Consider the following 16,001-nt stretch of genomic DNA (forward strand, 5'->3'; position numbering starts at 1 on the left):
CGACGGGTGCTGCTGTCACGTTCTCCGGCGCAACTGAGCGTCAAGAGGCTTGAGTTGCAGGCCGCAACGCCTATCAACCAAGTGCGGATAAATCCTAACTTCATCACTGAGCAACTTTGCTCAGAATTTTAGGAACAGTCTGCCGCCATGATCGATACCGAACGACGGCGTAGCCGCAACCGGCCCCTCGCGCAGCGTCGCTCGACGGAGGACGAACTGCGCCGCCTGGGCCGCACCCACGCCGTCCTCTCGCGCTGCAACCGCAGCCTCGCCCGCGCCCTGGACGAGCGCGCGCTCCTCAATGCCTTCTGCGCCAACTTAGTCGAGGTGGGCGGCTACGGCTTCGCGTGGATCGGCTACGCCGGGGCGAGCCGCCGGGCGCCGCTGCGCCTGGTGGCCCATGCGGGCCAGGGCGACGAGGCCTTCGCCGCCACGGTCCTGGCCTGCGCCAACGCCGGCAACCGCCGCAGTGCCTGCCGCGTCGCCTGCGAGGCCGGGACACCGGTCTGCCTGCGCGACCTGTCCACCCCATCCGCCCTCGCCCCCTGGGGCGACGCGGCCTTGGGCCAAGGCTATCGCTCGATGATCGCACTGCCCCTGCGGGCCGACGGGGCGGCCTTCGGCAACTTCAGCATCTTCGCGGACTCGCCGGACGCCTTCGATGCGCCCGAGGTGGCCTTGCTCGCCGAGTTGGCCGACGACCTCGCCTTCGGTATCCAGACGGTACGCACCCGCGCCGCACAGGCCCAACAGGTGCGCTGCCTGCGCAACGACGCCGAACGCGACGCCCGCGGACGCCTGGCGGCAACCCTGCACGACGGCGTCGGTCAGACCGTCCAGGCGCTCAACCTCGGCCTCAAGCAGGCGCGGGCCCTGGCCGAGCGCGGGGAGACGGTGCCGGTCGCGCTCCTGGATCGACTGGTCGATGAGGCCGGCGAGGTGCTGCGGGGACTGCGCGCCGTCAGTTGCGAGCTGCGGCCCCTGTTCCTGGAGCGCCTGTCGCTGCTCGATGCCATCCGCCACCAATGCAGCGAAACCGCCCAGCGCACCGGCATCAGTATCCAGGTCTGCGCCGTCGACCGTCTCTTGACCCTGGACGAGCAGGTCAAGGAACAGTGCTTCCTCGCCTTCCGCGAGGCCCTGTCGAACGCCGTGCGCCACGCCGCTGCCGGCCGCATCGACGTGGTCCTGCGGGTACGCACGGACGACCGCCTGATCCTCACCATCAGCGACGACGGGGTCGGGTTCGACACCCACCACACCAGCGCGCACCCCGCGGGGCTCGGGTTGTGCATGATCCAGGAGCGCGCCGCCGGCGTTCGCGGGCGCGCGTGCGTGCGCAGCACCCCGCGCAAGGGGACCGTCGTGCGCATCTGCGTCCCCCTGACCGAGGAGCCCATCCTGTGTCCATAAACGTCATCCTCGCCGACGACCACGCCATCGTCCGCCAGGGGCTCGCGGCCCTGCTCCAGGCCGAGCCGGACATCACCGTGCTCGCCCAGGCCGCCGACGGCGCGGCTGCCTGGGACCTCATCGCGACCCACCAGCCGGACCTCGCCATCCTGGACCTGTCCATGCCCCAGGCCACCGGCATCGAGGTCGCCCGCCGGGTCGAGGCCGCCGCGCTCGACACCCGCTGCCTGCTGCTCACCATGCACGACGACCCCGCCGCCGCGCTGGAGGCCCAGGAGGCGGGCGCGGCCGGCTATGTGCTCAAGGACAACTCCTTCGAGGAACTGGTCCTGGCGGTGCGCACCATCGCCGCCGGCGGAACCTTCGTCACCGCCTCCATCCGCGCCAAGCTGCGCGCCCTTCAGCGCAACGGCCAGCAGCACCTCACCTTGTCCAGCCGGGAACGGGAGGTCATCCGCCTGGTCGCCCTGGGCCACAGCAGCAAGGAGATCGCCCGCGTCTTGGATATCAGCCCGCGCACCGTCGATACCTATCGCAATCGGCTGATGAGGAAGCTGGGACTGCACTGCGTGGCGGACGTGGTGCGGTATGCGGTGCAGGCGGGGATGTTGCTTGGTCACGAAGTCCCCGCGTCATGAGCGGGCGTTGAAGCCTTGCCAAGGTGTGGTTTGCGGTCCCGTAGACCTGCCGGCCGCAAGTCGCGAAGCGGCACTTCGCGACCAGGGCAGCGAACGGCCGCAGGATCACTGCTTGTCCGTATTTCCGCTTACAAGGCGATAAGTCGATACCCGGACAGTCAACCCTGCGTCTGGCTCCTAACCTTGTCTCAAGGGATCAGCCGACCGATTGATCGAACCGGGGCCGAGATTGGGCCGGGCTCCAGCGGACTCTGAGCCCTTGTCCGAGGTGCGGACCGCGGCGGTAACTGCAGTCAAACGAAACCGCATCGTTTCAGAACTGCGGACCCAGACTCAGCCTGGTTCGTCCAATTCAGCCTCTGTCTCAGAAGACAGTCAGGCTTCAGGCATCAAGGGGAAAGGTAATGGCCGAAGACAGCCAAGAAACATCAGTTGCCAATTCAGACCAAAGCACCAGTGAAGAAGCGTTCTTAACTATCGTAGAGTCTCGCATCACCAAATGGTCCCGGTGGTGGAAATTCTATATGTATTCCCATTACTCACTCGGAGTAATCGGTGTTATCTGTAGTACACTCGCAGCATCAACCTTGTTAGGTGCCCCAGCGCCTCAATGGTTTTCTCTTGTTTCGGCGATGTGCTTTGCCATCATCGGCTTCGTCCGGCCTGAGGCAAAGTACCGGAATTTGGTCCGGGCGTGGAGTGAATTAAAAGGGGCGAAGGAAGCCTATCTCTTTCAAACGGACGAAAAGAGAAGTGAACTTCTTCGTGCTCTCCGCGAATGCCAAAAGATCGCGATTGAAGACGATATGCAAATTGCGGGAGTTGCTTCCGATCAAAGATCCGACAAAAAGGAAAAGGAATCGGACGCGAACGGCATCATCAAGAAGCAACAAGGGCCGGCCTAATATGATTTCCTTTCTGCGCAACTCAACGCGGTCTATCCCGGAAGGAATGGGTCACGGGACCGGCAGCAAACTCGCCGGCCTGTTTCGCCGGTTGAAGCAGGACCCGGTCACATGGAAAGGTCTCACGACCCTGTGAGCCAACCGGATGGATGCGTCGCCGTGGCGGACCTTCAAGAGGGGATGCCTCAGGGTCAGGCCCTGATATTCTCCTGCTCTCTACCAACCGACGCACCACAAATCCACTATCGCTTGGGAGTACTCCATGCCCAGTCTAACGGTTGTCGGCTTCCTGCAGAGTGGTAAAAAGCACTCCGCCCGGTTTTCAAACGGCACCACGCTCTTTGTTGGCAGCGAGGTTCCTTTTCAGAGCGGAATCGGCCTATTTCAAAAGAACCTGTCCGCCATCAAGCATATCGGCGTCTATGCGCCGACCGCCTACGTGCCCAGGCATGGGAACTTCGCCCATTTCATCTGGCCGACCATCAAGGCCGAGAGTTCCGGCTATTTCGGCCGTCTGAACAGCTATGACCGGGCCGCCTTCACCTTCGGCGCAACCCAGCTCGCCGCCCATACGCCGGAGACAAATCTGATCCTGCTGTTTCGTCGCCTCCTGGCACTGCCGAGTGCCCCAGACTATTTTCCGGAGCTGTCGCTCGTCGGCGGTAAAGTCACCTTGGCGACACCCGCTGGCGCAAAGCTGAACCTGGAGCAAGTGGTTCCGGTCACATTGGCGAGCGGCAAGAAGGAGAAGCAACTGCGCAAGTTCATGGACTATCTCAATCCTGATTCAAGCAAGATCGACAATGCGGAGGTCTCGGCTGCCGCACGGCTGATGCTCTGGACCAAGAACGAACCAGCGGCGCGCGACGCACAGGTCGAGATCCTGGTCGAGCGCGTGAAGCAACTGATCGGGCACGCGAAGGCCAAGGTCCCACTGTTCGACGGCAAAGATTGGCACATCGCCCTGTGGATCGTCGATATTCTGTATCAGGGGCGCGGCACCTTCACGGCGATCAATGCGGCGATGAAGAGCCCAAGCCCCCTGACCAAACTGTCCCAGATCGGCTGCGCCACCTATAAAGGGCGCTGCGCGACGATCAAGGCCGAGATCGCAGCGCTCGACACCTCCGGGGTGCTTAACGGCTTCGAGGTCTGACCGGACGTCAGTAATTGCACCTCGGTGGCAGGGTTATGAGACTCGCGTTGCTGCGCATCGCCGCTCGTGCGTCTGCTCGCTTTAAGGCCTCGCTGAGAAGGGAGAGCGGCCCAGACTCGGCAAGCGGTGCTGCTCGATCTGGGTGGCTCCGGTATCCGCAGCGTCTGGCTCAACCTTTAACCGGACTTGGTCGGCAGCGACGTAACCGGCTTCGGTCTCGGTTCGCGTCGAGTGATCCAACCTGGTTGGTCGCTGATATTCCGTGGTCGTCTCCGACGGATGCCAACCTCGGGCTCGGGGTATTTCCCGGGGGACCGCCCGCTCAGGGCCGGTTCCCTGTTCTTTCGCTCAACTTCAAGGGTACAGTCATGGCAACTTCATCATGGACACTCGCGGACCTGGCGGGCAACTGGCGCCATACCAGCTTCCTGCTCGATCCGGACAGCCTGATCCCCGCCACGCCGCCGGGTGCCGCCAAGCAGTCCATGGCCGAGCTGTGGGCCACCGGCGCACTCCAGTTGGAGGCATCCGCGGGGGGCGACACGCTGACGGGTAAACTGACGTTTCCCAACGGCATTGAACTGGCAATCACCGTGCGCGAGGCACCGGACCTCTTTGGCAAAGCCCCGGGGGTCTCTATCGAGGGATCCGGCGCTGCCCCCGGGCCCGCGGGCAGTGTCCCCTTGCTGTACCACCTGGTGGGCACGCTATCACCGGACTGGCGCAAGGGCGGTAGCGAACCGGTGATCGTCGGCGCCATCCGGGCCGCGGCCTTCGATCCGCGAGGCCCAACCGGGACGGTGGGCGCATTCGTGTTGGTCCGGCAGTGACCTGATCGCGGCGTGGGCTTCCTGTCCTGATCCCGATCCACAGCGTTGGCCGCCGCCCCACTGCCACCGGCGCTAAGGGTATTTGGCAAGAAGGCTCGGCCAATGACCGCACGATGCTGTGTTTGATGCTGTTAGCCCCGTCCCGCGCTGGAGTCGCCACCGACGTGTGTCCCAGCCCGACTCGTTCCGATGACCAATCGCTAGAGGTGATCCATGGCCTGCTCAAGACCCGCAAATACGTTCAAGACCCTCGGTGGCGGCGTCCCGGTGCACTATGACCGTGAACCTCCATTGTTCCCGCTTGGCTCGAAGGGCAAACCGGCCAGCTTTGCCGTGGAATCATCCTTCGAGAATCAACTCGACGCGACCATGACCGAACTTTGGAAAAAATGCCCGCTGGGCAAGGCGGATATCATCCTGAGCGCGGGTGCCTTCGTCTGCAAGTCGGGGCAGCACGGCCAGGGTCTCGCATTCGACCTGGATGGCATCTGGTGGGGTAGCCGTTTGGTACTGGCGAAGCAATATCATTCGGACTCACGCGCGTACCTCGGCATCGAGGCGATCCTGCGCAAGCACGTCGGAACGGTCCTCAACTTCGAGTACAATGCGGCGCATCAGGACCACTGGCACCTGGATCCCGGCACCAGCCCCGGCTTTGATAGTGGCAGTCGCTCACGGGTGCTGTACCTGCAGATGGCCCTGCGCAAGCTCTTTGCTCAACCGGTAAAGGTCGATGGACTTTTCAGCGACGAGACGCGCAAGGGGGTGCACGCTGTATTTGCAGCGCTCGGCCTGGCGACCGCGGCTGAAATGGACACCGACAGCAAAGTGGACAAAGCGCTGGCGAAACATTGGATGGCATTCCTCGACGCAGCCGCCACGGAGGGTCTTGCGGCACTGGCCCCGACCGCTCTTGCGCGAGCGGTCGCCCCGACGCCGCTGCAATTGCTCGCCACACTCCACGATACGCTTGAGGATGAGTTGCCCGAGCATCCGGCCCGTAAAACCATCGAGCGTGCGATCGAGAACTTCGCTGATCATCCCGACATTGCGGCAGTACTCGCATCCTCAGCATGACTGATCGGCGAATGGTCACCCCTGCGGCAATGTCGGCAGCCGACGCGCGCCACCGCCGTCGGCTGATCCTGGGCACACTGGCGCTGATCGGCGCCACTGCCTGCAGCAGCCGTGCTTCGCAGCAGCCTTGGACGCCGGGAGCGATCATCGACGCCGCGACCGGCCAATTGTACGGGGCGGCGCGGCAAGGCCGCTGGGTTGCGCCCGCCGGGATCGATCCGCAGGCGCTGCAGGGTCGCGAGTTCATCCACTACGACCGGGAAGGGGTGCGTGGAGCGACGACCCGTTTGCGGTCCCAGCCGACCGCGGAGACCTGCTCCAACCCAACCTACCGGCCGGTCGCCGCGTCGCCGGGGCCGGCCCCGGGCACCTACCTGGCGGCGGACTGGGATGCCGCGCCACGCGCGGCGACCCGTCTCGGTCTCGACAACGCAACCTACCGGGCGGTGGTCTCGGATTGGCTCGCAACCCGGGACCTCACTGACCCGGCGCCGCAACTCGCACAGGCGCTGCGGGTCGACCTGGACGGCGACGGCCGCGACGAGGTGATTCTCGCCGCAGAGCGTCAACGCGGCAGCATCACCTCGACCCGTGCCGGAGACTATTCGGTGCTGCTGCTGAGGCTGTGGGAGCAGGATCGCGTGGTGACGCGTCCGCTATTGGCCGATCTCTACCCGCACGACTGCACGGCCGAGTGCGCTCCCCGGCGTTACCGCGTCTTTTCAACCCTCGATCTGAACGGGGATGGTCATCTGGAAGTGATCGTCACCATCCAGGACTATGAGGCACTTAGCCAGGCCATCTACAGCCTGGATGACCTGGGACAGGTCCGCTTGAGCTGGAACTGTGGCCCCTGACGGCCAGACAGACCTATTTGGAGTGTCGCGATGCCAATCTCTCGCATGATCTGCGCTGCCATCATCACCTGCTGCGCCGCCGACGGTGCGGTCGCCGCGACTTGTACAAACTGGCCGGCTACGGTATACCTGCTGCGCCACGCCGAGAAGACGGACAGCGCCACTGACCCACCATTGAGTCCGGCGGGATGGCAACGCGCGGGGGGCTTGCCGGCTGCCCTTGCGGGGGTGAAGGTCGACGCGATTTTCGTCAGCGACCAACGGCGCACCCAGCAAACCGCAATGAGCCTGGCCGCTGACACTGGTGTCAAGCCCGTGGTATTGGGCCAGAACGACGTCGACAAACTGGTGCGCGCGATATGCAAAACGGGCGCCAACCCAGGATCGGCGGTCGTCGTCGTCGGACATACGACCAATCTCCTTAAGGTCATGGCGGAGATCGGCGTAACGCCGGGGGCGATTCCAAGCAAAGGCCCGGACTTCGGCGACCTGTTCGTGGTCGATCCCAAGGCCCACAACCTCAAACACCTGCGGTATGGGGACTGCCAATGATCGGGAGTAGTGGGCCGACCACCCTAGAGCCGGGATGAAAGCCGTATGCACGTTGCGATGCGCTGCGATCAGGCGTCGACTTGGGCCCGTCGTGGTCCCTCATTGCTGGAGAAATCAAATGCATTCATTCTGCAGTTCGGCGGCGATAACATGGCGGCTCAGCACGTTATCGCTCATTCTGGCGGCAGGCGTGAACCCGCCCGCGGTCGCGCAAACGTTGGCGGCGCAGACCTTGGGTCATCAGCCGTTGTGTGAGGCTTCCGCCGCGATGATCATTGACTGCCCGGACAAGTCCGGCCGCTGCCTGTTGGTCGGCGACAATGAAGTACGCCAGTCGCTGTTCCTGTTTGACTTGACTGATTCCGGTATCGATTCCACCAGCCAGCGGCCGCTGGCGCTCAACCCGGCTGACGAGTTATCGGACATCGAGGCCCTGGCGTCGCTGGCCAACGGAGGCGTCGGCGTGTTCGCGTCGCACGGGCGAAACGCGGACTGCGAGGCGAAGAAGAACCGGCGGCGATTCGGTGTCATTGATTCGCTGACCGCCGCGCCAGTCGCGGTGACGGTAACGCAGTCGAAGGGGATCGACTGCTCCGGCCTATTCGGCTCACCCACCCCCGATGAGCCGCTGATCAAGTCCGTCTGTGCGGCGATCACCCAGGCCGAGCGGGCTGCGGAAGTGCTCCCAAAGGGCAGTGGCAAGACCCAATGCAATGGTGTTCACGCCTACAATGCGGAGGGTGCAGTCAATGTCTCCGAGACCGACACGGCGAATCTCTGGATCGGCGTTCGCTCACCGTTGCTCCCGGTGCATCCAACCGACAAGAATAGAAAAGATCTTGCCGTGTTAATGCATATGAAAGGGCTCGATGCCTATAGTTTCGACCGGGTCGCGGTGCTCGACATGGACGGGCGCGGGGTTCGCGATCTGGCCTATGCGGATGGCTGGGTCTGGGTCATCGCCGGCCCGCCGGAGGATCAGGCGGATGGCGCACAGCAACCGTTTGAACTCAGGCGGTTCTTGCCGGATGCACTGAATGCCGGAACGACCATAGTCCCCGAGGTCATCCATCGCGACCTGCCTCCCTCATCGGAGGGCCTGGCGATCTTCAAGCATCAGGCAATCGTCGTCGTCGATGGCGGCAAGAACAACAATGTCGGAGCGAGCACCTGCGGGCGCGACGCCAAGTATGTGATCCTTTCATTGCCGCAGCAACGGTGAACGATGCAGTTCGGTTTCCCCGCACCCGCTATCCATCGATCGGCAGCAACCCCTTGCATACGGCTCTTGGAGGAAAACGCGGGACCTTTCCGGTGCAAGTGCGATCAGGCGAAGAGTCCGTCGCGCCGCAGTGGCGTAGGTCGGGTTAGGCGCGCCCTGATGGTGTCGCGTCGGGGCGCGGTGCCCGCGCGCACCGTAACCCGACAGCGAACGGCCTCAAGGGTCCATGTCCGGGGCGGGCAGCCCAAGCTCGGCGGCGGCCTGGAGGAGCGCCGGCCACCGGCCCCACTGGCCGCGTGCGCGCAGGGCCGACTCGGCGCGGGCCAGGGCGGCGCGGGCCTGCGCGGGGCGGGCCTGGTGGTGCTGCAGGCGCGCCTCCAGCAGGTGCAACTCGGCCTCGCGACGGCCGTAGCCGGTCTCGCGGATCAGACAGTCGGCCTGGGTCCAGTGGGCGGCGGCCCGGGGGATGGCGTCCGGCGTGCCGGGCGCCGCGGCGGGGCCGGCTTCGGTCCCGGCCGGCGCCCGGTCCAAATCCAGTTGCCCGGCCAGCAAGGCGCACTCGGCGAGAGAAGTCCTCATGCCGGACGGGGTGGCCAGGCACACCGCGGACTCCAGGGAGTTGGGCGCAGTCGTAGCCGGGCAGACCCACGAGCGTCGGCCGGTGCGGGGTGCGCTCCGCCATCACGGACTCGGCCTCGGCGAAGGCCTGTGCTCCTCCAGCACCGTGTGGATCTCCTGCACCGACGCTGTGGGAGCGGCTTCAGGCGCGATGCAAGGCTTGCCTGGGGGCGGCTGGCGGCGGCGCTGCGAGGCCGCGGTAACCTGCGACGTGGCGGGCGCTTGCGAGGCCCCGTCGCGGCTGAAGCCGCTCCCACAGCGCCGCTGCGCGGCCTTCACGGTAACCGGCAGGGCGTGAACCGCCGCGCTCAGGCGGCCGGGCCGAACCAGCTTTCCACCTTCCTGCGATCCGGTATGCCCCCGGCGTGGACGACCTGCTCATCGATCACCACGCCGGGGGTGGACATGATTCCGTAGCGCGCGATCTCCGCGATCTGATCCACCTTTTCCAACTGGATCTCGACACCCCTGGCGCGGGCGACCTCACCGACCAGGGTCAGCGTGGTCTGGCAGTTGCGGCAGCCGGGGCCGAGGATTTTGACGTTTTTCATGGGTTGCTCCGTTTGGAAATGCGTTGCTCGCAGGTAGACGAAGACGCGGCCAAAAGGATGCAGCCTGAGAGAGAAAAAATGGCCTTCAGGGGAACACCCGGCCTGCAGGCGCCGTCCGGCCGCGGCCGCAGGCCGCTCCCACGCCGACCGACAAGGCTCAGGGCCGGCCCAGCCAGTCCCGCAGGTCCGACTGGCTGTCCAGGTCGAAGATGGCCTCGGACAGGGCTTCGAGGCGCGCGAGTGGCAGCCGATCGAGGCGGACCTCGAGCTCCGGTGGCAGCGGACCGAAGCGATGTCTGGCTTGGCGTAACAGCAAGGCGGCGGCTTCCTCCTGCCGACCCTCCTCGCGGCCCTTCTCGAGGCCCTTCTCGAGGCCCTCCTCGCGGCCCTCTTCGAGCCCTTTCTCGTGGCCGATAGCCACCAGCTCCTTGTAGGCACGGGTCTGCTCGAACGGTGTCTGGATACCGAACATGGTCAATATCTCCCGATAGCTCATGTGGCTGAAGCGGACCGTCAGCCAGGAAAAGAAGACGTCGGTGAGACGCTCGCGCACGGGTTGCGGCAGCGCCGCGGTGGCGATCCGCTCGAGGGCTTGCGGTCCCTCCCGGCGCAGACGCTCCCGATCGGCGACCCGATAGGGTAGAAACACCGCCAGCAGCGGGTGCCTGGGCTCGCGCCGCTCCAGGTCCGCAAGGATCGGTTTCAGGTAGACCACGCGCAACGGCGGGTCCGGCTGCTGGGAAGCACCGTACCAGGGCTCGGTCCGGGGATCGAGCGCCGGGGTGGCGAACAGGATCAGCCCGCGTACGACCCGCCCCAGATGGCGCTCACCGACCAGTCCCAACTCCACCACCGTCCGATGATAGATCGCGGGATCGGCCTGCGCCTGAAACTCAATCACCCACATCGGTTCCCCTGGCGTCTCCGGCAGCAGGACGCCGTCGGTGCGCCGGTCGAGACCTTTGACCTCCAGCGCCTCGAAACGATAGGGCCCGCGCACCCGGATGCCGTCGGTGAGGATCGCCAGGGTCTCGGCGTCGGCACCGAGCAGGGTATAGATCTCGCGGTCGGTTTTCATGGGACGACTCCGAGCGGCGGTCGATTCCCGGTGCCTGGCGGCCCGGCGTTGCGCGGCGCGCGAGCGCAGTATAGCGGTAGGCGACCGCCGTCGCCGGTGCCTGCCGAAGCTCGGGGCTGGGCCTGCGATTAGGTCGGGTTGCGCGCGCGGCACAGTTTCGCTTTTTAAATTAGATGCTTATCGCGCGCCATAACCCGACAACGACGGCGCCTGTCGGGTTACGGCGCGCGGGTACCACGCTCCGACGCGATCCCATCTGGGCGCGCCTAACCCGACCTACAAGACGACATTTGAATCATTGTAGATGGCGCCAAGAAGCGTGCAAGAACGATAATCAGTCGAGCGGATGGGCGCAGCAGCTTCCCGCCCAGCTCCAGGGCGAAGGCGAGCGGCACGAAGCCGAGGGAGACCGGCAGGGTGATCGGTGGTTGGTATAGAGCCCGCGCACGGCGCCGCCGGTTATGGCGAGCATCGAGGCGGGCGGCAGCATCTATCAGGTAGAGGCCCGGCGGTCATGGGTGCGGCGCTCAGCGATCCGACGGTCGCGGGGTCCGACGCTGGATGATCGCTGCGCCCGGTACTCATGCACCAGTGCCCAGCCGCCAACCGTAAGGCCAGCCGCGAAGGCGACCATTGCCCAATTGGCCAGCGACAGGCCGAGGACGACCCATTGCGTTTCGTCGCAGAAACCGCCGGCGAGGAACAGGGTCGGGACCTGCTGGCCGAGCCATTCCACCAGGTCCTCGATTCGGGAGAGTTGGCCGGCGCTGCAGGAGAGGGTGTTCCCGGGCTGGAACTGGAGCCAGCTCTGGTAGCTGGTGACCGCCAGACCCAGGGCCGCCACCCCCAGGGTCAGGACGGCCGGGAGCCAGCGCCCTCGCACGTTGGCCGGGACGGCCGCGATGAGAGCCAACACGGCGATGACCATGAACAGCAGGCGCTGGAAGATGCACAGTTGACAGGGCTGCAGGTTGAGCCAGGGGGTCAGGGCGAGGCTCGCGACCACCGCCGCCGCGCCGGCGAAGGCCACAATGCCCCACACCAGGCGCGGGGTGAGCGGGCCGAGCTTGAGCAACTGGAACCAGAGCACGCTGGCCAGTCCCAACCCGACAGCCATCGCGAGTTCAACCGGCGGCATGGGCGCAAAGCGAAAGACGCCGGACAGACCCGGCAGGTAGAGCGCCAAGGCCAGCAACCCCAGCGCCAACCCGGTCACGATCCAGAGGGTGGCATTGGGTGCCAGCAGCGAGGCGAGCAAGGAGCGTGCGCGCGACCGGTGGGAGAAGATCAGCGCCAGATTGGCGATCACGAGTGTCGTGAAGGCGAAGGCGCGCGCCGCCGGCTCGCTCAGTTGCAGGTGCGCCCATGCATAGGCGCCCATCACCACTGCCAGCACCCCCGCGCCCTGCAACAGCGCCAGCAGCAGCGTCGCGCCGCCAAAGAGTTGCGCCTCGGGATCGCGGGGTGGGCGCTGCATGCTGTCCGGCTCTTCGGGTTCGTTCTCGAAGGCCAGCGAGCAGGCCGGGTCGATGATCAGTTCGAGAAAGGCAATGTGCATCGGAAACAGCATGGCCGGATAGCCCAGCAGGACCGGGAACAGGGCCATGCCGGCGATCGGCACATGGACCGCCAGGATGTAGGACATGGACTTGCGCATGTTGTCGAAGATGCGCCGACCCAGGCGCACCGCGCGCACGATGGAGGCAAAGTTGTCGTCCAGCAGCACCAGCGAGGCGGCCTCGCGGGCCACGTCGGTGCCGCGTCCGCCCATGGCGATGCCGACGTGGGCGGCCTTGAGCGCCGGGGCGTCATTGACGCCATCGCCGGTCATGGCGGTGATTTCACCGTCGGCCTTGAGCGCCTGGACGATGCGCAGTTTCTGTTCGGGCGCAATCCGGGCGCAGACACTCACCGTCTTCATGCGTGCCTGCAACTGCGCGTCACTCAACGCCGTGAGGTCGTCGCCCGCAAGGACATCATCCGCCGCCAGTCCGGCCTGGCGGGCGATGGTGCGGGCGGTGGCGGGGTAGTCGCCGGTGATCATCACCACCCGGATGCCGGCCGCGCGGCATTCGGCGACGGCCGCGGGGATCTCCGCGCGCAGGGGGTCGGAGAGGCCCAGCAGGCCAATGAAGGTGAAGTCGAAGCCGTGCTCGAGCGCTGGCCAGTCCGCGCCGACAAACTGCGCCTGGGCCACCGCGAGCACGCGCAGGCCCTCGGCGGCCAGGGTCTCCACGTCGGCCGCGATCCGCGCCTTGGCATCCGGGTCGAGATGGCACAGGTCGATGATCGCCTCCGGCGCGCCCTTGGCAGCGACCACGTGGGCCGCGCCATCCACGGCCTTCCAGATCTGCGACATGGCGCGCAGCTCGGGCGTCAGGCCATATTCCTGGACCAGGGTCCAGTCACGATGCAGATGTTCGGTATTGGCGAGAAAGCGCTGGCCCAGGCGCTGGAAGGCCTGCTCCATCGGGTCGAAGGGGTCGATGGCGCTGGCGAGGATCGAAAACTCCACCAGCGGATGAAACACCTCGGGCAGCGCGTCGGGCGGCGTGTTTGGCGCGGCCTCGTCCACCGTAAAGGCATCCGCCCCGACCAGGAGCCGGGCCACCGTCATCCGGTTCTCGGTGAGGGTGCCGGTCTTGTCCACGCACAACACCGAGGTGGCGCCCAGGGTCTCGATCGCATTGACACGCCGCGTCAGCACCTTTTCTTTGGAGAGCCGCCAGGCGCCCAGGGCCGGAAACACCGTCAGCACCACCGGATATTCTTCCGGCAGCATGGCCATGGCCAGGGCAATGCCGGCCAACACCGCCTGTAACCAGTCCCCGCGCATCAGGCCGTGGACCAGGATCAATAGTAGACTCATGCCGAGCGCCAGCAGCGCGAGTGTGGTGATCAGGCGAGCCGTTTGCTTCTGCAGCGGCGAGCGCTCCGCCTTCAGCGTTCCCAGGGCGGTGCCGATGCGGCCGATCTCGCTGCGGGGGCCGGTGGCCGTGACCCGTGCCGTGCCCTGCCCCGCCACGACCAGGGTCCCGGAATAGACGAAGGGCGTGTCGTCGCCGCCGGGCCGGGCAGCCGGGGTCTCTCCGGTGGCGATGACCTTGGTCACCGGCACCGCCTCGCCGGTGAGCAGGGACTCGTCCACCTGCAGCCCGCTGCCCGCGACCAGCACCGCGTCGGCCGGCACCCGGTCGCCCTCGGCGAGCATCACCAGATCGTCGCGGACCACCTCGCGCCCCGCAATACGTTGCGCTGCGCCATCGCGCAGCACCAGGGCGCGCGGGCTGGTGAGATCGCGCAAAGCCTCGATCGCCCGTTCGGTCTTCCCCTCCTGGTACAGGGTGAGGCTGAGCGTGACCAGGACAAAGCCGAACAGGATCAGCCCCTCCTGCAATTCGCCGAAGATCAGATACAGGGTGCCGGCGGTGAGCAGCAGCAGAAACATCGGCTCCCGCGCCGTCTCCCAGACGATGGTCAACAGGCTGCGCCGCTGGCCCCCGGGCAGGGCATTGGGGCCGTCCGCGGTGAGGCGGTCGGCGGCGGCGGCGGCCGTCAGCCCTTGCGTGGTGTCATTCGTCGAGTCGGTCATCAGAGCACCGGATTGGCGACCTAGTTACCCGGGCCGGGGCCGTTACCCGGACCAGGACCAGGACCAGGACCAGCGCCCATGCCGGACCCCATACCCATCCCCGGGCGGCCCAGCATCCGTGTCTGGCGCCCGGCATCGAACTCGGCCGGGGTCATCTTGCCGTCACCATTCTGGTCGAAGTCGGCGAAGCCCGGGGCCTTGGCCGCGCCGCGCATCGGGGCGCCTTGGGCCGCGCGGGCCGCCATCTGCTCGCCGTGGGCGGTGGCGAACTCCGGCGCGGTCACGGCGCCGTCGCCGTTCTTGTCCATCGCGGAGAAGCTCATGGGGCCCGGCGGCGGCACGGGCTGCGCCGCCCCGCCCCCGGACCAGGCGGCACACGCGATGACCAGGGTCGCGCCGAGTGAAAGGGTACGGATAGGGTGTGTCATCGTCTAACTCCGGGGTCTTGCCATGGTCGCGCCATGGTCAGTCATGACGACCGTGCGCCGCCAAGGTGGCTGGCGGCGGCACGGCGAAGGAGCAGTCTTGCAGCACTGCCACGACACTCTAAGCACAAGCGCGGGCGCACTCCGTGCGGCATCGTACAGAGGGCGGTCGCTGGGAAAACTTCATGAGGTAATCCAGCAGTTCGAGCGCGCGCTCGCGGGCCTTGCTGGCCGGGGTGTCGTTGATCTCCAGCGCCACCTGGACGTTTTCAAGCGCGGTGAGGAACGGGATCAGATTCGGCTTTTGAGAGCCCGAGCGATTGATCGGCCCAGAGTCGAGCCGGGCAAGGAGTTGACCGGCCTTGACCCTATCGCCCTGGTCCGCGAGCACCGCTCACAAAACGAGATTGAAGACATAACCGACGAGCAGGATGCCGGTCGCCACCACCCCGATAAAGGTAGCGATCAGCGGCCACTTGAGCACCTTGCGCAGGATCAACATCTCCGGCGCCGAGTGCGCAATGACGCTCATCATGAAGGCGAGCGTGGTGCGGAGCGCCGCCCCCTTGCCGATCAGGGCCTCGACGATCGGCAGGATGCCGGCGGCGTTGGTGTACATGGGCACCCCGAGGACCACCGCCGCCGGGACCGCCCACCAGACATCGCGGCCCATGAAGCTCGCCATGAAGTCCTGCGGCACGAAGCCGTGGATGGCCGCGCCGAGACCGATGCCCACCAGCACATAGGGCCAGACCTTGCCGACGATCTCGCGCACATGTCGGCCCCCGGCCTCGAAGCGCTCGACCCAGGTATCGCCGGTGCCGCTGGGGGCCACCGCCACACCCTGGTGGATAGCACGCACCCAGTCCTCCAGATAACGCTCCATCTTGAGCTGGCCGATGATGAGCCCGGCCACGATCGCGATCAGGAGCCCCATCCCCAGATAGAGCGTCGCCACCTTCCAGCCGAAGAGGCCCAGCAGCAGGGCGAGCGCGATCTCGTGGATCATCGGCGCGGCGAACAGAAAGCAAAAGGTGATCCCCAGCGGGACCCCGGGCCTTATCCTGGTCCGCGACGCGCCCCGCCG

16 protein-coding genes are annotated in these 16,001 nt (G+C 66.1%); 9 read left to right on the plus strand and 7 right to left on the minus strand.

Annotated features, from left to right (window positions below):
* Positions 1–147 precede the first annotated feature (147 nt).
* The 9 genes from QZY48_RS21390 (at position 148) to QZY48_RS21430 (ending at position 8,650) form a co-directional block, all read left to right on the plus strand.
* Positions 148–1,413, plus strand: coding sequence for a GAF domain-containing sensor histidine kinase (locus QZY48_RS21390; protein ID WP_295434959.1), 1,266 nt, complete (start codon positions 148–150; stop codon positions 1,411–1,413).
* Positions 1,404–2,051 carry a response regulator transcription factor gene (locus tag QZY48_RS21395; RefSeq protein ID WP_295434961.1) on the plus strand — a complete coding sequence of 216 codons (648 nt, stop codon included), beginning with the start codon at positions 1,404–1,406 and terminating at the stop codon, positions 2,049–2,051. Before QZY48_RS21390 ends, QZY48_RS21395 begins: the two co-directional genes overlap by 10 nt.
* Before the next feature lie 404 nt (positions 2,052–2,455).
* Entirely contained in the window at positions 2,456–2,956 is a 501-nt protein-coding gene (locus tag QZY48_RS21400; protein WP_295434963.1) for a hypothetical protein, read from the plus strand.
* Between the two features lie 262 nt (positions 2,957–3,218).
* Positions 3,219–4,112, plus strand: a complete 894-nt coding sequence (locus QZY48_RS21405) for a hypothetical protein (protein ID WP_295434964.1) — start codon at positions 3,219–3,221, stop codon at positions 4,110–4,112.
* Between the two features lie 368 nt (positions 4,113–4,480).
* Positions 4,481–4,942 (plus strand): hypothetical protein, encoded by a 462-nt coding sequence (locus QZY48_RS21410; RefSeq protein WP_295434966.1) that lies wholly within the window; start codon positions 4,481–4,483, stop codon positions 4,940–4,942.
* Positions 4,943–5,155: 213 nt separating this feature from the next.
* Positions 5,156–6,019 (plus strand): hypothetical protein, encoded by an 864-nt coding sequence (locus QZY48_RS21415; RefSeq protein ID WP_295434967.1) that lies wholly within the window; start codon positions 5,156–5,158, stop codon positions 6,017–6,019.
* Between the two features lie 29 nt (positions 6,020–6,048).
* Positions 6,049–6,876: a hypothetical protein gene (locus tag QZY48_RS21420; RefSeq protein ID WP_295434969.1), complete on the plus strand. Its 828-nt coding sequence runs from the start codon at positions 6,049–6,051 to the stop codon at positions 6,874–6,876.
* Positions 6,877–6,921: 45 nt separating this feature from the next.
* Positions 6,922–7,428 carry a histidine phosphatase family protein gene (locus QZY48_RS21425; RefSeq protein ID WP_295434971.1) on the plus strand — a complete coding sequence of 169 codons (507 nt, stop codon included), beginning with the start codon at positions 6,922–6,924 and terminating at the stop codon, positions 7,426–7,428.
* A gap of 118 nt (positions 7,429–7,546) precedes the next feature.
* Positions 7,547–8,650: a hypothetical protein gene (locus QZY48_RS21430; protein ID WP_295434973.1), complete on the plus strand. Its 1,104-nt coding sequence runs from the start codon at positions 7,547–7,549 to the stop codon at positions 8,648–8,650.
* A 216-nt stretch (positions 8,651–8,866) separates the two neighbouring features.
* Here QZY48_RS21430 and QZY48_RS21435 read toward each other — a convergent pair whose 3' ends face one another.
* The 7 genes from QZY48_RS21435 to QZY48_RS21465 all read right to left on the minus strand — a co-directional run.
* Positions 8,867–9,253: a hypothetical protein gene (locus QZY48_RS21435; protein ID WP_295434975.1), complete on the minus strand. Its 387-nt coding sequence runs from the start codon at positions 9,251–9,253 to the stop codon at positions 8,867–8,869.
* A 323-nt stretch (positions 9,254–9,576) separates the two neighbouring features.
* Complete coding sequence (locus QZY48_RS21440) at positions 9,577–9,819, minus strand: thioredoxin family protein (RefSeq protein ID WP_295434977.1); 243 nt, start codon at positions 9,817–9,819, stop codon at positions 9,577–9,579.
* A gap of 157 nt (positions 9,820–9,976) precedes the next feature.
* On the minus strand, positions 9,977–10,897 hold the full coding sequence (locus QZY48_RS21445) for a DUF2887 domain-containing protein (protein ID WP_295434979.1): 921 nt from the start codon (positions 10,895–10,897) through the stop codon (positions 9,977–9,979).
* Between the two features lie 493 nt (positions 10,898–11,390).
* Complete coding sequence (locus QZY48_RS21450) at positions 11,391–14,489, minus strand: HAD-IC family P-type ATPase (RefSeq protein ID WP_295434981.1); 3,099 nt, start codon at positions 14,487–14,489, stop codon at positions 11,391–11,393.
* A gap of 20 nt (positions 14,490–14,509) precedes the next feature.
* The gene (locus tag QZY48_RS21455; RefSeq protein WP_295434982.1) at positions 14,510–14,917 is read right to left on the minus strand and encodes an EF-hand domain-containing protein; all 408 of its coding nucleotides are present in this window, start codon (positions 14,915–14,917) and stop codon (positions 14,510–14,512) included.
* 118 nt (positions 14,918–15,035) lie between these two features.
* A complete protein-coding gene (locus QZY48_RS21460) occupies positions 15,036–15,305 on the minus strand; it encodes a hypothetical protein (RefSeq protein WP_295434983.1) in 270 nt (89 codons plus the stop codon).
* A 3-nt stretch (positions 15,306–15,308) separates the two neighbouring features.
* A partial coding sequence (locus QZY48_RS21465; protein WP_295434984.1) for a permease occupies positions 15,309–16,001 on the minus strand: 693 nt, incomplete at its 5' end.

The sequence above is a fragment of the uncultured Thiodictyon sp. genome (assembly GCF_903828115.1).
Lineage (GTDB): Bacteria > Pseudomonadota > Gammaproteobacteria > Chromatiales > Chromatiaceae > Thiodictyon.